Annotated in this window: 20 protein-coding genes, 1 tRNA gene and 2 pseudogenes; 13 read left to right on the forward strand and 10 right to left on the reverse strand. The window is 58.8% G+C overall.

What is annotated here, in order from left to right:
- The first annotated feature begins 49 nt into the window (after window positions 1-49).
- The 4 genes and pseudogenes from phaC to radC all read left to right on the forward strand — a co-directional run.
- Window positions 50-1903 carry a class I poly(R)-hydroxyalkanoic acid synthase gene (gene phaC / locus FHT84_RS19245; RefSeq protein WP_113249895.1) on the forward strand — a complete coding sequence of 618 codons (1854 nt, stop codon included), beginning with the start codon at window positions 50-52 and terminating at the stop codon, window positions 1901-1903.
- A 14-nt stretch (window positions 1904-1917) separates the two neighbouring features.
- Window positions 1918-2664, forward strand: a complete 747-nt coding sequence (sfsA, locus tag FHT84_RS19250) for a DNA/RNA nuclease SfsA (protein ID WP_113249894.1) — start codon at window positions 1918-1920, stop codon at window positions 2662-2664.
- A gap of 2 nt (window positions 2665-2666) precedes the next feature.
- The gene (gene map / locus FHT84_RS19255; RefSeq protein WP_113249893.1) at window positions 2667-3503 is read left to right on the forward strand and encodes a type I methionyl aminopeptidase; all 837 of its coding nucleotides are present in this window, start codon (window positions 2667-2669) and stop codon (window positions 3501-3503) included.
- A 3-nt stretch (window positions 3504-3506) separates the two neighbouring features.
- Window positions 3507-4220: pseudogene (gene radC, locus FHT84_RS19260) on the forward strand (DNA repair protein RadC); the annotation flags it as partial.
- 702 nt (window positions 4221-4922) lie between these two features.
- On the opposite strand, the gene FHT84_RS19265 reads toward radC, so the two are convergent.
- Entirely contained in the window at window positions 4923-5114 is a 192-nt protein-coding gene (locus FHT84_RS19265) for a hypothetical protein (RefSeq protein ID WP_113249954.1), read from the reverse strand.
- Window positions 5115-5400: 286 nt separating this feature from the next.
- Here FHT84_RS19265 and FHT84_RS19270 point away from each other — a divergent pair, with 286 nt between their 5' ends.
- The 5 genes and pseudogenes from FHT84_RS19270 (at window position 5401) to FHT84_RS19290 (ending at window position 9392) form a co-directional block, all read left to right on the forward strand.
- A complete protein-coding gene (locus FHT84_RS19270; RefSeq protein WP_113249953.1) occupies window positions 5401-5640 on the forward strand; it encodes a helix-turn-helix transcriptional regulator in 240 nt (79 codons plus the stop codon).
- A gap of 182 nt (window positions 5641-5822) precedes the next feature.
- Window positions 5823-5987, forward strand: a pseudogene (locus tag FHT84_RS19275) (JAB domain-containing protein); the annotation flags it as partial.
- 262 nt (window positions 5988-6249) lie between these two features.
- Window positions 6250-6846 (forward strand): dual specificity protein phosphatase family protein, encoded by a 597-nt coding sequence (locus FHT84_RS19280; RefSeq protein ID WP_113249878.1) that lies wholly within the window; start codon window positions 6250-6252, stop codon window positions 6844-6846.
- A gap of 109 nt (window positions 6847-6955) precedes the next feature.
- On the forward strand, window positions 6956-8362 hold the full coding sequence (sthA, locus tag FHT84_RS19285; RefSeq protein ID WP_113249877.1) for a Si-specific NAD(P)(+) transhydrogenase: 1407 nt from the start codon (window positions 6956-6958) through the stop codon (window positions 8360-8362).
- A 220-nt stretch (window positions 8363-8582) separates the two neighbouring features.
- Entirely contained in the window at window positions 8583-9392 is an 810-nt protein-coding gene (locus tag FHT84_RS19290) for a phytanoyl-CoA dioxygenase family protein (protein ID WP_113249876.1), read from the forward strand.
- Window positions 9393-9535: 143 nt separating this feature from the next.
- Here the strand turns inward: FHT84_RS19290 and tig are convergent, their stop codons facing one another.
- The 4 genes from tig to FHT84_RS19310 form a co-directional block, all read right to left on the reverse strand.
- On the reverse strand, window positions 9536-11023 hold the full coding sequence (gene tig, locus FHT84_RS19295; RefSeq protein WP_113249952.1) for a trigger factor: 1488 nt from the start codon (window positions 11021-11023) through the stop codon (window positions 9536-9538).
- A gap of 279 nt (window positions 11024-11302) precedes the next feature.
- Window positions 11303-11387: transfer RNA gene (locus FHT84_RS19300), tRNA-Leu, on the reverse strand.
- 144 nt (window positions 11388-11531) lie between these two features.
- Window positions 11532-12146 carry a GDYXXLXY domain-containing protein gene (locus FHT84_RS19305; RefSeq protein WP_113249875.1) on the reverse strand — a complete coding sequence of 205 codons (615 nt, stop codon included), beginning with the start codon at window positions 12144-12146 and terminating at the stop codon, window positions 11532-11534.
- Complete coding sequence (locus tag FHT84_RS19310; protein ID WP_113249874.1) at window positions 12143-13282, reverse strand: DUF2157 domain-containing protein; 1140 nt, start codon at window positions 13280-13282, stop codon at window positions 12143-12145. Before FHT84_RS19310 ends, FHT84_RS19305 begins: the two co-directional genes overlap by 4 nt.
- A gap of 875 nt (window positions 13283-14157) precedes the next feature.
- Between FHT84_RS19310 and FHT84_RS19315 the strand changes: the two genes are divergently transcribed.
- The 4 genes from FHT84_RS19315 to trmFO all read left to right on the forward strand — a co-directional run bounded on the left by FHT84_RS19315 (window position 14158) and on the right by trmFO (window position 16939).
- A complete protein-coding gene (locus FHT84_RS19315) occupies window positions 14158-14304 on the forward strand; it encodes a DUF1127 domain-containing protein (RefSeq protein ID WP_081615319.1) in 147 nt (48 codons plus the stop codon).
- A gap of 304 nt (window positions 14305-14608) precedes the next feature.
- Window positions 14609-14752, forward strand: coding sequence for a DUF1127 domain-containing protein (locus FHT84_RS19320; protein ID WP_069611985.1), 144 nt, complete (start codon window positions 14609-14611; stop codon window positions 14750-14752).
- 100 nt (window positions 14753-14852) lie between these two features.
- Window positions 14853-15389, forward strand: a complete 537-nt coding sequence (locus FHT84_RS19325) for a VOC family protein (RefSeq protein ID WP_246698563.1) — start codon at window positions 14853-14855, stop codon at window positions 15387-15389.
- A 113-nt stretch (window positions 15390-15502) separates the two neighbouring features.
- Window positions 15503-16939 (forward strand): methylenetetrahydrofolate--tRNA-(uracil(54)-C(5))-methyltransferase (FADH(2)-oxidizing) TrmFO, encoded by a 1437-nt coding sequence (gene trmFO, locus FHT84_RS19330; protein WP_113249871.1) that lies wholly within the window; start codon window positions 15503-15505, stop codon window positions 16937-16939.
- Between the two features lie 33 nt (window positions 16940-16972).
- On the opposite strand, the gene FHT84_RS19335 is transcribed toward trmFO, so the two are convergent.
- The 5 genes from FHT84_RS19335 to yajC all read right to left on the reverse strand — a co-directional run bounded on the left by FHT84_RS19335 (window position 16973) and on the right by yajC (window position 21827).
- On the reverse strand, window positions 16973-17434 hold the full coding sequence (locus tag FHT84_RS19335; protein ID WP_112340945.1) for a hypothetical protein: 462 nt from the start codon (window positions 17432-17434) through the stop codon (window positions 16973-16975).
- Window positions 17435-17511: 77 nt separating this feature from the next.
- Window positions 17512-18372, reverse strand: a complete 861-nt coding sequence (locus FHT84_RS19340; protein ID WP_113249869.1) for a phytoene/squalene synthase family protein — start codon at window positions 18370-18372, stop codon at window positions 17512-17514.
- A gap of 15 nt (window positions 18373-18387) precedes the next feature.
- Window positions 18388-18774: an Mth938-like domain-containing protein gene (locus tag FHT84_RS19345; protein WP_069611981.1), complete on the reverse strand. Its 387-nt coding sequence runs from the start codon at window positions 18772-18774 to the stop codon at window positions 18388-18390.
- A gap of 4 nt (window positions 18775-18778) precedes the next feature.
- Window positions 18779-21322: a protein translocase subunit SecDF gene (gene secDF, locus FHT84_RS19350; protein WP_113249868.1), complete on the reverse strand. Its 2544-nt coding sequence runs from the start codon at window positions 21320-21322 to the stop codon at window positions 18779-18781.
- 157 nt (window positions 21323-21479) lie between these two features.
- On the reverse strand, window positions 21480-21827 hold the full coding sequence (yajC, locus tag FHT84_RS19355) for a preprotein translocase subunit YajC (RefSeq protein WP_047634659.1): 348 nt from the start codon (window positions 21825-21827) through the stop codon (window positions 21480-21482).
- Between the last annotated feature and the right edge of the window lie 96 nt (window positions 21828-21923).

Genomic DNA, 21923 nt, shown 5'->3' on the forward strand with positions numbered 1-21923 from the left:
GATGTACAAATGGAAAACAAGACACGAGCTGCCGCCGGGAGGATGATGCGTGACCGACAGCAAGCGGGACAATAATGAAGGCAACGGCGGCTTTCCCGGCTTCGATCCAAAGTCAGTCGAGCCTTACATCGTCAGGGATCCCGAAGCGATGGCCGTCAACTTTGCCCGCGCGTTGGAAAATCTCGGCAAGGCGGCCTCGGCCTGGCTTGCACCGCGCGAACGCGGCGAGAAGGTCGACACGGTTGCCGATCCCTTCACCGACATGGTCAAGACGCTGTCCAAGGTCGGCGAATACTGGCTTTCCGATCCCCGCCGGACACTGGAGGCGCAGACTCACCTGCTTTCCGGCTATTTCGGCCTGTGGACGAAAACCATGCAGCGCCTCAGCGGCGATTCGTCCGCCGAGGCCGAAGCCGAACCGGTCAAGGACAAGGACAAGCGCTTCGCCGATGAGGACTGGCAGAAGAACCCCTTTTTCGATTTCCTGAAGCAGACCTATCTTCTGACGTCGGACTGGGCGGAAAAGCTGGTCGGCGAAGCGGAAGGGCTGGACGAGCATACGCGTCACAAGGCGGCGTTCTACACGAAACAGATAACCGCCGCCTTCTCCCCGACCAATTTCGTCGCGACCAACCCGCAGGTCTACCGCGAAACCATCGCCTCCAACGCCGAGAACCTGGTGCGCGGCATGAAGATGCTGGCGGAGGATATCAGCCTCGGCCATGGCGAGCTGCGCCTGCGTCAAACCGACATGACGAAATTCGCCGTCGGCCGCGACATGGCGCTGACACCAGGCAAGGTGATCGCACAAAGCGATGTCTGCCAGGTGATCCAATATGAGCCGGCGACGGACAAGGTGCTGAAGCGGCCGCTGCTGATCTGCCCGCCTTGGATCAACAAATTCTACATTCTCGATCTCAACCCACAGAAATCCTTCATCAAATGGTGTGTAGAGCAGGGTCACACCGTCTTCGTCATTTCCTGGGTGAACCCCGACCATCGTCATGCGGCGAAGGACTGGACCTCCTATGCCCGCGAAGGCATCGATTTCGCACTCGAAACGATCGAAAAGGCGACAGGCGAGCAGGAGGTCAATGCCGTGGGCTATTGCGTCGGCGGCACGCTGCTGGCCGCCACCCTCGCCCTCCATGCCAAGGAAAAGAACAAGCGCATCCGAACGGTAACCTTCCTGACGACGCAGGTCGATTTCACCTTCGCCGGTGACCTGAAGGTCTTCGTCGACGAAGAGCAGATTGCAGCACTCGAAGAACAGATGAACGTGCTCGGCTATCTCGAAGGCTCGAAGATGGCGACGGCCTTCAACATGCTGCGCGCCTCCGAACTGATCTGGCCCTATTTCGTCAACAATTACCTGAAGGGTCAGGAGCCCCTGCCCTTCGACCTCCTGTTCTGGAACGCCGATTCCACACGCATGGCAGCTGCCAACCATTCCTTCTACCTGCGCAACTGCTACCTCAACAATGCACTGAGCCAGGGCAAGATGGTGCTCGACGGCAAGACGCTGTCGCTGAAGGATGTGCGCATCCCGGTCTATAATCTGGCAACGCGCGAGGATCATATCGCGCCGGCCAAATCCGTCTTCGTCGGCAGCCAGTATTTCGGCGGTCCGGTGGAGTTTGTGGTGACCGGCTCCGGTCACATTGCCGGCGTCGTCAATCCGCCCGACAAGCATAAATACCAGTTCTGGACGGGTGGCCCGACCGGCGGCGACTATGAGGAATGGCTTGCCGGGGCAAAAGAGACGCCCGGCTCCTGGTGGCCTCATTGGCATGCCTGGATCCTCGCGCAAGACCATCGCATGGCGGCAGCGCGCCAGCCCGGCGGCAAGGCCCTCAACGCGCTTGAAGAGGCACCCGGCAGCTTCGTCATGGAACGGGCTTAGACGATCGCCGAACCATGCTCTTCCATTCGCCTCTCGTCCCTGCCCGTCTGATCGCGCGCTACAAGCGCTTCCTCTTCGATGCGGAGCTGGAGGACGGCACCCTCATAACTGGCTCCTGCCCGAATACAGGCTCGATGCTCGGCCTGACGGCGCCCGGCTCACGCATATGGCTTTCCGAGCACGAAGGAGCAAAGCGAAAATACCGCCATGTCTTCGAACTGATCGAGGCGGACGGCACGACCGTCGGCGTCAATACAGCCATGCCGAACCGGATCGCGGCGGAAGCGATTGCGCTTGGACAGGTTTCCGATCTCGGCGAGTACGCGATGGTCAAGCGCGAGCAGAATTACGGCCGCAACTCACGCATAGACCTGCTCTTGACCGACCCTTTACGGACAACCACCTATGTCGAGGTGAAAAACGTCCATTTCATGCGGCGGCCGGGCGTTGCGGAATTCCCAGATACGGCGACGGCGCGCGGCGCCAAGCATCTGGAAGAGCTCGGCGATATGGCCGCGGCCGGCTATCGCGCCGTCATGCTGTTCGTGATCCAGCGGTACGATTGCGATCGCTTCCGAATTTGCGGTGATCTCGACCCGGTCTATGCCAGGGCCTATGAGCGGGCTTTGGCACGCGGCGTCGAAGTCTACGCGCTGAAATGCAGGGTCTCGCCGACGGAAATCGTGCCTGCCGGGTTGATCCCGATAGACGAACCCGGCATAGCTGCATTACAACAGTTTAAGATCTCTACCAAAGGCTAGTCATGGTGAATTACATCGAAGCGGCAACAGCGCCGGCGAAGAATACGGGCGCTATCCGCATTTACGGGCAGGATGCCTTTGCCGGAATGCGCAAGGCATGCCAGCTGACCGCCCGTTGCCTCGATGAATTGGCCGCAATCGTCAAACCCGGTGTGGCGACCGACGTCATCGACCGCTTCGTTTTCGAATTCGGCATGGATCACGGCGCCTATCCGGCGACGCTGAACTACCGCGGCTACATGAAATCCTCCTGCACGTCGATCAATCACGTCGTCTGCCATGGCATTCCCAACGACAAGCCGCTGCGCGAGGGCGATATCGTCAATATCGACGTGACCTATGTGCTGGATGGCTGGCACGGCGATTCCAGCCGCATGTATCCGGTCGGCGAAATCAAGCGCTCGGCCGAGCGGCTGCTTGAAGTCACCTACGAATCCCTGATGCGCGGCATTGCCGCCGTGCGCCCCGGTGCCCGCACCGGCGCCATCGGCGAGGCGATCCAGACCTATGCCGAGGGCGAGCGCTGCTCGGTCGTGCGCGATTTCTGTGGCCACGGCGTCGGCAGCCTCTTCCATGACTCGCCGAATATCCTGCATTACGGCCGCCTCAATGACGGCCCGGAGCTGCGCGAGGGCATGATCTTCACCATCGAACCGATGATCAATCTCGGCAAGCCGCATGTGAAAGTTCTCGGTGACGGCTGGACGGCAGTGACACGTGACCGTTCGCTTTCGGCGCAGTATGAGCACACGGTCGGCGTCACCGCGACGGGCTGCGAGATCTTTACCCTGTCGCCCGGCGGTGTCGACCGTCCCGGCCTACCGCCCCTGCAGGGATAATCTATGGCAAAACGTCCCGCTTCTTCCAATGGACATGGCGACATGCCCCTCGACAGAAGCGGGGAGACGGAGGCTTTGGAAGAGGCCCCGTTTCTGGACGAACGACTGTTCTTCGCACCACAAGCCACCAAGCCCGCCTCACGGGCCACCAAATCCGCGCCGACGGCAAAACCTGCCACAATAAACGCCGAAGTCCATTATCATGGGCACCGCGAGCGGCTGCGCAATCGCTATCGCGACGGCGGCGATACGGCACTGGCCGATTATGAAATCCTGGAGTTGCTGCTCTTCCGGCTGATCCCGCGTCGCGACACGAAGCCGATCGCCAAGGCTCTGCTAGCCCGCTTCGGCTCGCTCGGCGGCGTGTTCGGTGCTCCGGTCAGCCTGTTGACCGAGGTCAGCGGCGTCGGCGATGCGGTCGCGCTCGACCTGAAGCTGGTGGCGAGCGTCTCGCAGCGCATGCTGAAAAGCGAGCTGACGGGCAAGCCGGTGCTCTCTTCCTGGAAAGCCCTCATCGACTATTGTCATGCCGCCATGGCGCATGAAGCGCGCGAGCAGTTTCGCTTGCTGTTTCTCGACAAGCGCAATGCCTTGATTGCAGATGAAGTCCAAGGTTTCGGTACTGTCGATCATACGCCAGTCTATCCGCGTGAAGTCGTCAAACGCGCGCTGGAACTCTCCGCTTCAGCCGTGATTCTCGTGCACAATAATCCCGCTCGATACCCCACGGGCATTGTGGATCACGCACAGTACCGCATAATCACGAAAACGGTTTATTTTCAATAACTTAAATAATAAGCGCTCTTATCCGAGTGGGATGATAGATTACCATTTTTCCTCGAAATAACGTCGCCCACAAATTTCCATTATTACTCGTACAAATCAGCAACTTATGGAATTTTCCCAATAAGAATACCATTCCCGCAAACCTAAATGACGAGTGCCGTTCCACCAATTCTCCGAGCACATGCTCTTGTTGATGCTCAGGCAATGTTCGAGCTGCGTCGCTCTGATTAGAGCGGTCGATACCAATCGGCGCAATCCGCCAACTGCATGAATTCCGGCGACGGATGAACATGCACCTGGCGGATGAATTCGCCCGGAGCCTCGTCCCGTTGTCGAGGGGCTCATGCCTATTGAAGCAAACGGCTGCGAACATCGCTTCCAGCGAGGCACTTGTCGCGATCTGCATAGCCTTCAGCAACGACCGCATCCGTCCTGATTAGCGCTGGTTTCATTTTGCGTCTTTGCCGCTTGTAAGAGCAAACTTGAACTAGAAGTAGGTTAAACGCGAGCCCTTGCTCGACGGCGGCCATCTTTTAGCAGCCTTCAAATCGCTCACTGGAATGCAGAAGCGCATTGACACACGACATGCGAGACATGCCTGAGTAGAGGGAACGACGGCGAGCTCTCCAATTTCTAGGCCCAGCCGACATGCTCACGCTGCGTCAGTTTTAGAAACAGGTCAAACCAAAACCGGTACTCCGGGTCACAACGATCGCCCCATGTCTCAAGCGCACAATAGGCAACCGACGTGGTTTCATCTTGACCATATCGGTCGATGGCAACCTCGATTGCTTCGGCTTCGGTCAGGGCATACCAATCCTCAATCACGATGCAGTCCGTGCTCATGATCTGCTTCCTCACTGTCTATCAATCATTTCCGCGGCCGCAAGGTCTCGCTGGTTTGTTGCCTCATTGTGGTCACCAGCTGCCGGCCGGGTAATCCATACCGTCACAGCGGCCACCTTATGGCTTTCCGGCAATCGCTACGAAATGAGAACGCCGGCATAGTTGCATGAGGGTATCGGCAGTAAAAGGCGAATTATCTGAATTTAAGATAACTGAAAATCAGATATAGGGGAAGAGCCCATCTCTTATTAGATGGGTGGCACAGGTGGCGAAGACCCTAGGCAGCGAACGACACAAAGCGCTGATTGCTCTGTTGATTGCGAAACGGGAGGCCGCAGGCCTGACACAGACCGAACTTGCTAAAAGGCTTGGAGAATATCAGTCGTTCGTTGCTCGGCTTGAGAGCGGGCAACGTAGAGTGGATGTTATCGAATTCCTAGAGCTATCCAGAATCTTGGACTTCGATGCGTTCGACGCGCTTCATAAAATCTCGTCCTTTGGATAACGGCGGAGCTTGACCGTGCGGAATTCGTGCGACAGCATGCAAATCTGGGCTCTTGAAGTATTGCCCGGATTGTACCACATTACTATGATTTGGCACACGTTACAGATACCAGATACCGGCACCATCTCATCTCGATGATATGGCAACATACTTGAAAACAAGACTTTTTCTGATTGAATAGGTTGATGCACAATCATCCCTCAGGCGACCCGACACCGTCGCGCGCCGATATCGACATGACCAAGACGATTATCGACACCGCCAAACCATTAGGCATTACCGTTCACGACCATGTTATCATTGGCAAGAACGGTCATGTCAGCTTCAGAGCACTGCATTTGATCTGAAATTGCCGCAGACGCGTTGATTTAACTAGTTAAGACCATATCTTATCATATTGATATAATATCATTTTATAGAATTAAAACGTATTCCCATCCCCTCAAAAAACCGAGAATCGTTCATAGCGATCTCCATTTTGGTTTTTCAGTTCAGCGTCAGGATGATCTGGCAGAAGGATCGCCGCATTCCAGTCGGCGAATCCGCTGGCGGAAGTCGTTGTTTTGATTTGGCCAATCTGCTTGCGCGTTTGGCCCGCACGGAGATCGCATGCCGAAGACATCGCCAATGCTTTCCCATCGCCTCCTTCGTGTTGGCCGCGGCGCGCTTGTCGCCTTGGGAGCCTTCACGGCGGTGGCAGTCGGTTTCTACGCTCATATGCTCTGGACGACGAACTTTCACCCGGTCATCGCCGGCGAACTCTATCGCTCCTCTCAGCCATCGGCCGCCACGATTGCGGAGCTTCAAAAGCAATATGGCATCAAGACCATTATCAACCTGCGCGGCGACAATAGCGGTCATGGCTGGTATGACAAGGAAGTCGCCGAGGCCAAGCAGCTCAACATCAACCACATCGATTTCCACATGTCGTCCGCTCATGAGCTGACGCAGCAGCAAGCCGCACAGCTTATCGAAATCATGCGGGACGCGCCGAAACCACTTCTCATTCATTGCCAGGCGGGAGCGGACCGCACAGGGCTAGCTTCGGCGCTCTATCTCGCCGCCATTGCCAAGACGAATGAGTCGACGGCAGAAAACCAGATGTCGATCTTCTATGGCCATCTTTCATTTTCCTTTACCCGCGCCTACGCCATGGATCGGACATTTGAGAAGCTGGAACCCTGGCTCGGCTTTTCCGCATCCTGAGTATGGGCTCTTCCCGTTAGATAATCTGTAACATTGAGCAGCTACCGGTTGACGGAGTGCATGTTGCGTTGCGACATTGATTCCCTATCCAGTCATCCGAGGCTTCCCGATGGACCAATTCGATCTCCTAGTCGTGGGTAGCGGCCCTGCAGGCCGCAGAGGCGCTATCCAGGCCGCCAAACTCGGCAAGAGGGTGCTCGTCATCGAGCAAGGCAAACGCGTCGGCGGCGTCTCGGTCCACACCGGCACCATTCCCTCCAAGACGCTGCGCGAAACCGCGCTCAACCTTTCCGGCTGGCGCGAGCGCGGCTTCTATGGCCGGGCTTACCGCGTCAAGCAGGAAATCAGCGCGGAGGACCTGCGCCGCCGCCTGCTGATCACGCTCGACCACGAAGTCGAGGTGCTCGAGCATCAGTTCGCCCGCAATCGCGTGCAGCATATGCGCGGCAAGGCAAGCTTCATCGATCCGCAGACCATGCAGGTCGTCAAGGACGACGGCGAAGTCATCAATGTCACAGCGACAAGCATTCTGCTCGCTGTCGGCACCAAACCGTTCCGTCCGGATTACATGACCTTCGACGGCAAGATCGTCCTGGACAGCGACGAGCTGCTCGATATCGAGGAATTGCCACGATCAATGGTCGTCATCGGCGCCGGCGTCATCGGCATCGAATATGCGACGATCTTCAGCGCACTCGACACGCAGGTGACGCTGATCGATCCGAAATCGACCATGCTCGATTTCATCGACAAGGAAATCGTCGAGGATTTCACCTACCAGCTGCGCGATCGCAACATGAAGCTGCTGCTCGGCCAGAAGGCTGAGAAAGTCGAGCGCCTGCCGAGCGGCAAGGTGGAGCTGACGCTCGACAACGGTCGTCGCATCACCACCGACATGGTGCTGTTTGCCGCCGGCCGCATGGGCGCGACCGATACCCTTAATCTCCCTGCTGCCGGCCTCGAAGCCGACGCGCGCGGCCGCCTGAGCGTCAATCCGGAGACCTTTGCCACGAAAGTCCCGCATATCTTTGCCGCCGGCGATGTCGTCGGCTTCCCGAGCCTCGCCTCCACCTCGATGGAACAGGGCCGCATCGCCGCCCGCGTTGCCGTCGGCGCCATCGCCAAGGAGCCGCCGAAATACTTCCCTTACGGCATCTATGCCGTGCCTGAGATTTCCACCTGCGGCCTCTCGGAGGAAGAGGTCAAGGAGCGGCACATCCCCTATGAATGCGGCATCGCGCGCTTCCGCGAGACCTCGCGCGGTCATATCATGGGCCTCGACACGGGCCTCTTGAAGATGATCTTCTCGCTGAAGACCCGCCGCCTCCTCGGCGTCCACATCGTCGGCGAAGGCGCGACCGAGCTCGTGCATATCGGCCAGGCGGTGCTGAACCTCAAGGGCACTGTCGAATATTTCGTCGAGAACACCTTCAACTATCCGACGCTCGCCGAAGCCTACAAGATCGCCGGGCTCGACGCCTGGAACCGCATGGGCGATATCAAGTCGGAACTCTAATAGGTCAATATTGACATGCCGGCGGAGCTCACTACTCTGTCGGCATGATGAGCATTCTCAACATCGCTTCGGTCTTCTTCATAAGCCGCTGATCCCTAGGCTTTCAGCCAAATGAAGACGAGACCGCCTCAACGGCCGCAAGGCCGCGGCAGGTCTTTGCCGAAACAGCCGTGATGCCCGCACAAGAAGGGTGAAGACGGCGATGATTGAGAGAGATTTCATGCCATCCGAAAAACAGTATCCGGCTGCGCTTTCCGACGCGCAGGTGAACGATTTCATTGAACATGGTTTTATACGCATTGATGATGCGTTTTCACAGGAACAGGCTGCAGAAGCCCGCGCCATCATGTGGCGCGATATTCCCTGCAGTGAGCACGATCCGGCAAGTTGGAGATTTCCGGTCGTCCGGTTGCCGGGCTATGGTGGCGAGCCATTCCGCACCATCGCCAACATGGCCATTTTGCACGCTGCTTTCGATCAACTGGTCGGGCACGGGCGATGGCTTCCAAGAGATGGGCTTGGCACCTTCCCCGTGCGTTTCCCGCATCCGGACGATCCCGGCGACGCCGGCTGGCATGTCGACCTCAGCTTTCCGGGTGACGACGGCGATCCGAACGAGAAAACGGACTTCTCGGCCTGGCGCGTGAATGTCACCTCGCGAGGGTGCGCTCTGCTTACGCTATTCCTGTTTTCCGATGTCGGCGAAGACGATGCGCCGACCCGCATCCGCGTCGGCTCTCACATGGATATGGCGCGCTATCTCGAGCCTGCCGGAGAGCACGGGCGTTCTCATATGATGCTCGAGCAGATGGGAGCCGACCGCCCTCAAGCACTGGCAACGGGAAAGGCTGGTACGGTCTACATCTGCCATCCCTTCCTGATCCACGCCGCCCAGAAGCATCGAGGCGCCACGCCACGATTCATGGCGCAGCCTTCGATCGGCCTTGCTGAGCCCTATCGGCTGGAGCGAGCGGATAATGCTTATAGCCCGGTCGAGACAGCCATTCGCCGCGCCTTGGGTAAGGAATAATCGCGCCGAACTGATTGCTGATAGCCTGGAGCCCCTCACCCCAGCCCTCTCTCCGCTTGCGGGGAGAGGGCGCATTATGGCGACACAACAAAAAACCCCGCCGTTTCCGGCAGGGCTCAATGTCAGTCCAGAAGAAAGACCGATTATTCGGCGCTGTCTTCAGCAGCCTTCTTCTTCGGAGGAGCCTTCTTCTTCGGGGCAGCAGCTTCTTCGCCTTCGGCGGCAGCTTCGGTTGCTTCAGCCTTGGCAGCCTTCTTCTTCGGAGAGGCCTTCTTGGCAGCCGGCTTATCTTCGGCTTCGTCGTCGGCCAACAACGCTTCCTTGGAGACGGTCTTGTCCGTGACGTTGACCTCGGTCAGCAGGTGGTCGATGACCTTTTCTTCGAAGATCGGCGCGCGCAGGTTGGCGGAAGCGCCGGGCGTGTTGCGGAAGAATTCCAGGATTTCCTTTTCCTGGCCCGGGAACTGCTGGAGCTGTGCGTAAAGTGCGCGCTGCAGTTCGTCTTCGCTGACTTCGACGCCGGCCTTCTCGCCGATTTCGGAGAGAACGAGGCCGAGGCGAACGCGGCGCTCGGCGAGCTTGCGGTATTCTTCGCGAGCCTTCTCTTCGGTAGTGTCTTCGTCTTCGAAAGTCTTGCCGGATTCGCTGAGATCGGTTTCGATCTGGCGCCAGATGCTAGCGAATTCAGCGTCGACGAGCTTCTGCGGGGTGTCGAACTGGTACATTTCGTCCAGCTGGTCGAGGATCTGGCGCTTGACCTTCTGGCGGGTCACCGAGCCGTACTGGCTTTCGATCTGGCCACGAACGATTTCCTTCAGGCGGTCAGCCGATTCCAGGCCGAGCTTGGAGGCGAGTTCGTCGTTGATTTCGATTTCGCCGGGAGCTGCAACTTCCTTGACGTTGATGTCGAAGGTGGCTTCCTTGCCGGCGAGGTTCTTGGCCGGATAGTCGGCCGGGAAGGTTACGGTGATAACCTTCTCATCGCCAGCCTTGACGCCGACGAGCTGTTCTTCGAAGCCCGGGATGAAGCGGTTGGAGCCGAGGACGAGCTGCGAATCTTCATCCTTGCCGCCGTCGAAGGCAACGCCGTCGACCTTGCCGAGATAGTCGATGGTGACGCGGTCGCCATTGGCGGCCTTGCCCTTCTTGGTCTCGTAGCTGCGGGCGCTTTCGGCGATCTTGAGGATCTGCTCGGTCACTTCGTCTTCGCTGATTTCAGCGACTTCGCGGGTCACCTTGATGCCGTTGACCGGCTTCAGCTCGATTGCCGGGATCACTTCGTAGGAGAGCGTGAATTCGAAATCGGCCTGAGCGGAGAGGATCTTTTCTGCCTCGTCCTTGTCTTCGGTCATGGCGACTTCCGGCTGGGTTGCCGACTTTTCGCCGCGCTCGGTCAGGATCGCCGGCGGCTGGTCGCGAACGATTTCGTTCACCAGATCGGCCATGATCGACTTGCCGTAGACCTTCTTCAGGTGCGAGACCGGCACCTTGCCCGGACGGAAGCCATTGATGCGGACCTTGTCCTTGACCTCGGCCAGGCGCTCGTTCATGCGCACTTCCATGTCCTTGGCCGGGATGACCACCTTGATTTCGCGCTTCAGCCCTTCAGCGAGCGTTTCGATAACCTGCATTGTCCTACCTTCATTCATGGCGGCCGTGCCCAGCCTGCCGTTCGTTTCGATGAGCACGACGCCGGAAAATCCCGAGCGTGGCTTGGATGCAATTCTCTTTCATCTTGCCAGAGCGCCGCGCCTTCAAATGAACGCGCAAAAGGCAGCTCTATCCCGTCACGAGCCAAAACATCTTATCCCCTTTCCTCATCGAAAGCGGGATGCTTTGGGCAAGATGCGCGTCCTGCGGCATATCGGAAGACAGGCTTCGCGAGCCTCCCCCCGTCCACAAGACAGTGTTGGTGCGGGTAGAGAGACTTGAACTCCCACGCCTTGCGGCACCAGAACCTAAATCTGGCGTGTCTACCAATTTCACCATACCCGCGTTCCCAAAACCGCATGGCGATGCCTGCCCATGGGGGCTTCCGGAGCGCGGCGTCTCTATATCACCCGTTTCAAACCACGCAAAGGAAAAATGACGGTTCCGCGACGAGGCCGAAAGCTTATCGGCATCTTGCGGCAGATATCGTCAGTAAAGCGGCTCCTCGTAGACGGATTTGCCGTCGAGAAGCAGGCTTCTGATATGGGCAACGCCATCGGAAGACACGCGCGCCGCGATGGCGACCCGATTGTCATTGCGAGCGCTCTCGATATCGTGCCCCTGCCCCTCGGGCACATAGTAGCGCTCGATGCCATAGGTGACCCCGATCACCGCCTGCGAGGGATCGGTCGCATCGCCATGGAAAACATAGTCGACGGGCAGGCTCTTGAGCACGACCGTATCGGGTTTCGCATCGAGTGCTCCGAAGGATGATTCGACGATACCCCAGTAACCGTCGTCCTGCTTCTTCAGGCGAACGGACAATGTAGCGGCGTTTCGGCTCATTTTCGGTGGTCCTTCGACCATCGTCGAGAACGGAACCCGTGAGATGTCGTAGTTCAAGGTCACGTAATCGCCGCGCAGAAGATCGCGCGGATCGACCGGCGCCGTCTTCAAGAGAATCTCGACACCGCTCCGCAGACCCCAGGCCCGCTCGCCGACCATATAGCCCAGCACGGCGGTCTGCAGAGCCGCAACGACGATAGCGGCAATCCACAGGCGGCGGGAGCCAATGGTCGGGCTCTTCTCGGCAATATCGGTCATGCCCGCGTCCCCTGCCTGCCATTATCGGAAAAACGCCGTTCCAGCTGGATGACCAGCCAGGCGGCAATGGCCACGAATATACCAGCCGCAAGGAAGAAGCCGGCTGTACCGATGATGGAGCCGATCGTCTCGCCGGCAAGATAGAGGATCTCGCAGGCAAAGACGAAATAGGCGAGATAGCGCACCGCACCATTGTCACGACCGGCAAGGGCGATGGCGATCACCGAACTCGCCAGCGTCGCCGCGGCGACGAAGATGAGCGGCAGCTTGTCTTCCACCCAGACGTTGTTTTCGAAGGATCCAGTGCCGATCTCGGCATGGACGAGGAAGAAGCCGATCGAGGCGATCAGAAAAGTATAGAAGGCCGGGGCCGCTCCAGCCGTCCGCACAAGCGACATCAACGGCGACACGGGAATGCTGACGAGAAGAAAGGCCGCCATCCCGAGCCCGGCAAAGAGGATCGCCGTGTTCAGGCTCTCATGCCGGGCGAAAAGCCAGGTGAACCATCCCACCATCATGAGGTAGGCGAGATGCCGCGCACCCGGTGCGTCGACATAGCGAACGAGCGCAATCAGGATGACGCCCATCAGAGGCGGCATCCAAGGCATGATGCCATGCCACTGATCGAAATGATCCCATAGATAGACGCCGCAGAATGCCCAAGCGAGAAAACCGGCCAGCACGACCTGCGCGCTTAAACGAAACAGCGCCGCCACGATGCAGGCCGCAGCGAACCAGACGAGCATCATCGTCAGTTCGTCACCAGACAGATTGTACATCTGGCCGACAAGCGCCATGGCGCCGCCAAAACTTAGCGTCCCCAGGATCAAAAGTCCCGATGCGACAATCGAACGACCAAGAGTAAGAAGATGCGCCGCGCCGAGATAGAAAGCCCATATCATCGCGACGAGCCCTACGAGGCGCGCGATCCTCGGAATCGCCTCCCAATTGGCGGAAATAAAAAGCAGTATCGCCAGGCCAAGAAGCACCGCGGCGATGATTGCCAGCACCCGCCCCGCACTGAAGCTCGTTTGGCGACCGTCATATTCACGCAGCACCGCCTCTGCAGCACCTGCATCGACAAGACCTTTTTCGATCCAGATTTTCAGATCCCGTTCCAGCCTGCCTCTGTACATCCCGGCTCCCTAGCTGCGACTCCCCTTGCATAGGAGAAATACCACAATTCAGCCATCTATGCCGCCGGCGCCTTCCGCACAAATATGTCTCACATTAATACAGAATTAAGCGCTGACCTTGCATGATATGGTCAGGTATTCAGATACCGGTGCAAGACATGCGCATTCGGCATACCTCCCATGAAATTATTGCGCTGCACAAAATTAAAAAGTCATACTATTACTAGGGCAACAAGACACGGCGATGGCGCGCCGGGCCAGCTCTGGTCGGAAAAGCCTAGGGATTTGCATCCCGACACGGAATTCGGAGCCGCACACTCCTCCTCCCAGTGCGCTCCGATAGATTGACGACACTCCTCCTCCCAGTGCGCTCCGATAGATTGACGACACTCCTCCTCCCAGTCGTCAATCACCTCAAATGACGCCCACCGCATCCTCCTCCCGCGGTGGGCGTTATTTTTCTCATCTCAAATCGGCTCATATGCCTCTGGTGCCGGAAGGACTGGCAAATGCCGGAACCTGATGCGCAAACAGTCGAGTGACGATTCGTGGGCGGAAGACAGCTCATGCAGCCCTCCCGATACGGCATGGCTGGCCAAAACATGGTCGAATGCGGGCAACAAATGGAAGCGCCAGCGAAAGCCGGCATTCCCTCGAAGCGAGCCTCTGAAGTAGCTCTTCATTCGGCCGCGATATGCACATAAAGCAGCCATCATCTTAGGCAGATTACCCACAAGGCTTGCATGTTATGCATAGGTGACATGAAGCATTCGCTCTTTTAGTTTTCGCGGCGCAGCATATATTTAAATCCATTAGATCGACGACGGAACCAATCGCGGAACCGCTCGATCACAGATCCTCGAAAGGGACTTAAAATGAACCTGACCCGCTCTTTCAACAACTGGCGCAAGTATCGTCAGACCGTCAACGAACTCGGCCGCATGAGCGCTCGTGAACTGCACGACCTCGGCATCGACCGCGCCGACATCCATCGCGTTGCCCGCGAAGCCACCGGCCGTTGATCGCCGGATAGGCTTCGCCCAACAGCGAAAGCCTTCTCAACGCCCGTTGCGGACCTCCGCGGCGGGCGTTCTTTTTTGCCCATCGACTGAGCAAGCGCAGCATAACCGATCCGCCGCGAGCTATTCCTTATCTGCAAAGCACACAAATTTTGAGCATCGACTGCTTTTTGGGCGTCATATTGCACAAATGCATAGCAGACGCCTTTTCTTTGCACTGCACAACCGACCTCCTCGCGCCTATATAGAGTGCAAGCGCTGAGACGGTAATCGTACCGCTCGCAACCAAGATACCGAGGATAAGATCATGAACCCGATTCGCATTGCAAAGAACTGGATCAGCTACCGCCGTACCCTGAACGAACTTGGCAACCTCTCCAGCCAGACCCTTTCGGACATCGGCGTCAGCCGCTACGAGATCCGCAACATCGCTGCACGTTCCTTCCGTTAATCGTTGGGAATTGCAGACTGCTTCAAGACGGCGCCTTTCGGCGCCGTTTTTGATTCCAGCGACTAAGCACCGTTCGATTTAATCGACTCGTAGAGCTTCAGTGATCAGCAGCGAGCCCTCCCCACTGGCGCCGGATATCAATGCCACCAGCCATAGAGCACCGCAGCAACTTATGCGCCACAAGCGGACATCGCCGCTGCCGCCGTCACGCGCGATTTGGGAACGGAACCGCGTCTTTTCTCATTTACAGGTGGAGACCTTTTGGCAAGGAGGCGTAAGAATGCAGATCCAAGGAATTTACGCCGCGCTCGCGACGGCAAGCATGGCTAGGGCAGAGACGTTCTATACCCAACTTTTCGACCGGGGGCCTGACGATCGCCCCATGGATGGGTTGATCCAATGGCGCGATGTCGCAGGCGCGAACATTCAAATCTTCCATGACAAGGAGAATGCGGGGTTCGGCAGACTAACCATTGTCGTGCCGAAAATGGATCAGGCCCGCAAATCGCTCGAAGACTTTGGCATGAAGCTCACAGGTGAATCGGAAGGCGACTACGGAAAGATCGCCCATCTTGCGGATCCTGACGGAAATCGCATCACTCTTGCAGAGCCGCCCTCGAGGCCTTTCGATACGTAGTGCCCCTCGGCAGGACCCGAGATTAAATTGCCGTAAGACCGCGGCGCAGTTTTGCGCGGCATGCTTTAGCAAAGCGATTGGATCGCCGCCCCGCTCGTGATAATGACGCGCGCATGACACAGACCAATCCCCACTCCCCCATCCACGTCATCGGCGGCGGGCTCGCCGGCTCGGAAGCCGCATGGCAGATCGCTAATGCCGGCGTACCCGTCATCCTGCATGAAATGCGCGGCGTGCGCGGCACCGAAGCACACAAGACGAACGATCTTGCCGAGTTGGTGTGCTCCAACTCGTTCCGCTCCGACGATGCCACCAGCAATGCCGTCGGCGTCATCCATGCGGAAATGCGCATGGCGGGCTCTCTCATCATGGCATGTGCGGACAAGCACCAGGTGCCGGCCGGCGGTGCGCTTGCCGTCGACCGCGATGGCTTTTCAGCAGCGGTAACGCAGGCGATCGCAAATCATCCACTGATCACCGTCGTCCGCGAGGAAATCCAGGGCCTGCCTCCGAGGGAATGGGACCAGGCAATCATCGCCACGGGCCCGCTGACGGCGCCCGGCCTTGCGAACGCCATCCAGGCCGAAACCGGTGCCGATGCGCTCGCCTTCTTCGACGCCATCGCACCGATCGTCTATCGCGACAGCATCAATATGGACATCTGCTGGTATCAGTCGCGCTACGACAAGGTCGGCCCCGGTGGCACCGGCAAGGATTATATCAACTGCCCGATGGACGAAGCCCAGTACAATACCTTCGTCGATGCCCTGATCGCCGGCGATGCCGTCGGTTTCAAGGAATGGGAAGGCACACCCTATTTCGACGGCTGCCTGCCGATCGAGGTCATGGCGGAACGCGGGCGCGAGACGCTGCGCCACGGGCCGATGAAGCCGATGGGGCTCACCAATACCCATAATCCCACCGTCAAGGCCTATGCCGTCGTGCAGCTGCGTCAGGACAATGCGCTCGGCACGCTCTACAACATGGTCGGCTTCCAGACGAAGCTGAAATACGGCGCGCAGGCAGAGATCTTCCGGCTGATCCCCGGCCTTGAGAATGCAGAATTCGCGCGCCTCGGCGGTCTGCACCGCAATACCTACATCAACTCGCCGACCCTGCTCGATCGCTCCCTGGTCTTGAAGTCGCGCCCGGGCCTGCGCTTTGCCGGTCAGATCACCGGCTGTGAAGGCTATGTCGAAAGCGCCAGCATCGGCCTGCTCGCCGGCCGCTTCGCCGCTGCCGAGCGCAAGGGCGAAGTACCCTCGCTGCCGCCGTCCACCACGGCGCTCGGCTCGCTACTGAACCACATCACCGGCGGCCATATCGTTTCGGACGAGGAGCCGGGCAAGCGCTCCTTCCAGCCGATGAACATCAATTTCGGGCTCTTCCCGGAGCTGCAACCCGGATCGATCGTCAAGCCGGAAGGCGTCAAGCGCTTCCGCGGCAAGGACAAAACCATCATGAAGCGTCAGCTTATCGCCAAGCGTGCGCTTGCCGACTGCGCGAAATGGCTCGGCGTGCAGGCGCCGGTTCTCGCGGAGAGCGCCTGACCATCTGAGCTTGAGGCCGAGCTTTCGGGATTTTCAAGCCTTAGCCGGCGACGCCTGATCCTGCAGCTTGGCGTCCTCACCGGCAACATAGTTGCCGAGCAGCCAGAGCGACACTTCCGCGGCTTCGGCAGGCGTCTTGAATTCGAACGTGCCGTTGTGGTGGGGCGCATCCAGAAAATCGACGGTCAAGCCGCGACCGGTTGCCGAGATCTTGGCATGCGCCCGACCGGGCTCGATCAAATGGACGCTGAAGTGATTGCGCACATTGCGCATAAAGCCCGCTTTGTCGTCATGCAGCCGTACGAAAACCGCCTGTCCGTCGGCCGTCGTCTGCAACTGGCGGATCGCCTCGGTTGGAAAGGCGCGGCCGAACTCCAGAATGGCGAGGCCGGTATCGTGCAGGCCGTCTTCCTTGTTTTGCGATGCCATACGCGTCGCGTAATAGGCAATGAAGATGACGATCGCGAACAATATGCACCAGACGATAATACCCATGGCAGCTCCCCCGGAAATGCAAATTCAAGTGCCGGCACTCTCCATACAGGCCGAGACTTGCGCGAGCTTGTCGTATTTTAGATTTTCTTTGTAATCGACGCCATCGCCATGCGCAGCTGCCGGCGCCATTGCGGCAATGCAAGGGATCGATCGAAGAGACCAGCGCCGAGCTTCTGAGCCTGCTTCAAGACCGGCTCGGCCAGCGTGACGGGCAGAAAGGCCGGGAATACCGCCTGCGATATGGCCCCTGCCGCCCTCGCCTTGGCGAGGTGCTCCCGGCCCAGACCGGCAAATGCTTCGATGGCCGCTGAAATGCGCTGAATATCCTCGCCGGCAAGGAAGGAATCGCGGTCGAGACCCGTCGCCGTCAGAATCTCAAGCGGCAGGTAAAGCTGGCCGCGATGGCGATGGAGGGGCATCAACAGCAGCAGTCCGGCAACCGCCTGTGCGACACCGGCGTGGCCTGCGGCGTCCGCAGAACGCTTCGCCTCATCGGCGGACAAGACCAGGCTTGCCAGCTGAATCAGGGCCGAAGCCGTCTCGCCGGCATAGCCTTCGAGGCTGCTGCGGCTCTCCATGGGGTCATCGTAGAGATCGAAGATGCGCGCGTCGATCATGTCGATCAGCGTCTGGCGCGGCAAACGGTATTCTTCGATCGCGGTCAGAAGCTCGGACGCCAGCGGATTGGCCTCGCTCGAGCCATGGGCCTGCCCTTCAAGAAGATCGCGCCAGTATTGCATACGCACTTCACCGGGCAGCGGCTCATGCACAAGATCGCGCACGCGCGCCAGCTCGGCATTGAAGGCATAGAGCGCGGCAAGTGCCGGGCGCTTCTCTTCCGGTGCCAGCAGGCAGGCAAGATAACGATCGCGATCGGTGTCGCGAAGCGTTGCGAGGCAGATGTCCCGGTTGCTACGGGGCGCAGCTGTTATCGTCATACGTGGATCCGAAGGTCAGACGGCGATCAGCGCCGCAGCCACGGCACGCGATTCGGACAGCATGATGTTGAATGTGCGCACCGCCGCTCCCGTGCTCATCGGGTCGGACGAAATCTGCTTTCCACGCAGGGCGGCCTTCAGCTCGGCGGGAAGCGGTCGCAGCTCCATGCCGGTGCCGACGAGCAGCACTTCGATCTCGGCAGCCTCATCGAGAACCTTCTGGAAGCGATCCGGCGTCAGCGCATCGCCCTGCAGCATGTCCCATCCGTAGATGCCCGAGGGCAGACACAGCAGCGAGCCGCGATGCGACATGTCGGCGAAGCGGAAGCCGCCATTGCCGTAAGCGTCGATCGGTGCGCGCCCCGGGAAATGCGCGTTACGGATTTCTATTCCTTTAGCCACTGTATCACACCGCTGGTTTGCCTGACTGGATGTTGCCGGCCGCGGGTCCATTGCTCTCGCCGCCGGTCTGGAACTTGTCCGGACGCAGCTTGAACAGGATCAGCACGGGCGCCGCAATATAAATCGACGAGAAAGTGCCGACAGCGACGCCGAAAAGCAGGACGAAGGTGAAGGCACGGATCACTTCGCCGCCGAAGATGTAGAGAGCGAAGAGCGCCAGAAGCGTCGTCGCCGATGTCAGAATGGTACGAGATAGTGTCTGATTGATGGAGGCGTCGATCAGAATCGGCAGCGGCATCTGGGAATAGCGCTTCAGATTTTCACGCATGCGGTCGTAGACGACAACCGTGTCGTTCAGCGAGTAGCCGACGATGGTCAAAATCGCGGCAATACCGGTCATGTTGAATTCCATGCCCGTCAGCACGAAGAGGCCGAGCGTCAGAATGACGTCGTGCAGCGTCGCAATGATCGCGCCGACCGCAAACTGCCATTCGAAACGCAGCCAAATGTAGACGAGAATTGCAACGAGAGCCGCCAGTACGGCAAGGGAGGCCGTCGTCGTGATTTCACCCGATACGGCGGGACCGACGACCTCTACGCGTGAGAAATTATAGTCCTTGCCCAATTCGTCCCGCACGAGGGATACGGCGGATTGTTCGGCATTTTCACCGCCCTCCTGTGCATGGACGCGAATCACGGCGCCGAGGCGATCGGCAAGCCGCTCGACGCGCACATCGCCCGGAACGACGGCCTCAAGGCGCGATTGAATATCCACCGCATCGGCAACACCCTGTTTGGCGCGGACCTCGATGATCGATCCGCCGGCGAAATCGATGCCGAGATGCATGCCGACCGTCGCGAAGGCGACAAGTGTGATGACCGACAGAGCCGCCGATACCGTGAAAGTGTAACGGCGGATGCCCATGAACCGGATGTTGGCGTTGTCGAAAACGCCGCTTCGCACGCCGACCAGCAACGTGCGCGGCTTGCGGCGCGATATCCACATATTCACCAGCGACCGCGTAACGAAGCAGGAGGTGAAGAAGGTGGTGAAGACGCCGACCATGAGAGTGGCGGCAAAGCCGCGAACCGCGCCGGTGCTTGCATAGAAGAGAATGGCTGCGACGATGAGCACGGTCAGATTGGCGTCGGCCACGGTCGCGGCTGCCCGGTTGAAACCGTGGCGCAGTGCATCGACGAGAAGATGAGTTTTCTTTTCCTCTTCACGCACGCGCTCATAGATCAGTACCAGCGCATCGAGGCCGATACCGATGATCAAGACGATCGCAGCCACGCCCGGCAGCGTCAGCGTGATGCCGAGCACACCCATGAGCGCTGCCACCATGATCATGTTGATGATGAGCGAGATGGTCGCGATGATGCCGAGCAGGCGATAGAAGCCGATCATCAAGGCGGCCACGAAGACTGCGGCGGCGATGCAGGCAATCAGGCCGTAACGCGCCGTTTCGCCGCCGAGGCCCGGCTGAATGGTCCGTTCCTCGACCGTCGTCAGCGTTGCCGGCAGCGGTCCGCTCTTGATCATGACGGCCAGGTCCTGCGCACCCTGGACCGTGAAGTCTCCGGGAACGTCGATCTCGCCTGTTGCGATGACGGTCTTCAGGGATGCAGCGGAGATGACCTGATCGTCAAGCACGACGACGATGATCCTGCCGAGATTGCTGGCCGTCGATTGTGCAAAGCGGTGGGCGGCCTCCGGCGTCAGCTTGACGGAAACCGTTCCCTCGCCGGTCTGGTCGTCGGTAACGGAGACCGCGTCGGAAAAATCGACGTTCGAGAGCAGAGGTTGTCTTTGTACGAGATAGCCGACCGGGGGATCATCTTCGGAAAACAGCACGTCGGACCCGGCCGGCGGCTGTTTGTCCATGGCGTCCTGGACCGACATCGACTGATCGATCAGGCGGAAGCTAAGTTTGGCGGGCTGGCCGAGAAGGTTCTTCAGCCGCTGCGCATCGGCGAGATCGGGCACCTGAACGATGATACGATCGGATCCCTGTCGGCGGATCAGCGGCTCTCCCACGCCGAGCTGGGCGATGCGGGCGTGGATGACCTTGATCGCGCGTGCGATCGCCGCTGACACATGGCTATTGATGTCGGCATCGGTGATATCGAGCGTCAGCGCACCGTTATCCCCCTGGGACAGAACCACGGACGGTTTGTCCGGTCCGGCAGTCAACGGTCGCAACGCCGTCAAAGCAGCCTGAACCTGTGCGGAATCGTTGATTCGAAGCTGGATCTTGCGGCCAGTGCCTGTCAGGCCCGAATAAGCGACATTGACGGTGCGCAAGCGCGTCGAGATATCGCTGACTATACTTTCCAGACGATCCTTTTCGACGTCACTCCGTTCGATCTTCAGCAGCAGATGCGATCCACCGCGCAGATCGAGACCTAGCTCGATCTTTCGATGCGCCCACCATGCCGGGAGGGACGAAAGCGCGCGCTCACCGAATAAATTGGGAGCGGCCAGAAGCACGCTCAAGAGAACGACGAACCAGATCAGGGCGGTCTTCCACCAGGAGACGTGCAGCATCGCTCTCTCGATTTAGGGCTTCCCTACCGCGCCCCATCTTCAAAAGAAAATGAACGGGCGCAGTAACATATTGAAATTGTGCACAATCCCTCAGGAAAGTCGATCCCGAATTTCGAGGATCCCGAGCGGCGACGGGCGCTGCTCTCAGCCCAAGGCTTTAAGCGGCGTCTGCCTTGACCGGCTCACCCTTGACGCGAACTTCGGAAATGGCGCTGCGGACGACGCGGATGCGCACGCCTTCGGCGATCTCGACTTCCAGTTCCTTCTCGTCGATGACCTTGGTGACCTTACCAACGATGCCGCTGGTGACGATCTGATCGCCGCGACGGATGTTCTTCAGGATCTCGTCACGCTTCTTCGCCTGAGCACGCTGCGGACGAATAAGAAGGAAATACCAAACGACCATCAGCGGCACAAACAGGATGATCATTTCAAAGCCGGAACCGCCGAAGGCACTCGCGGCCGAATCTGTCGCGCTCTGCGCATATGCGTTGGTGATAAACATCGAGAACTCCCTTGAACTCCGAGCGGGAACAGGCCCCGCGTCAGGTGGCCGGAATATAGTTACGCGCATGACGAATGCAACAAAAACAGCCGTCAA

It is taken from the genome of Rhizobium sp. BK289, assembly GCF_014193575.1.
Lineage (GTDB): Bacteria > Pseudomonadota > Alphaproteobacteria > Rhizobiales > Rhizobiaceae > Rhizobium > Rhizobium tropici_C.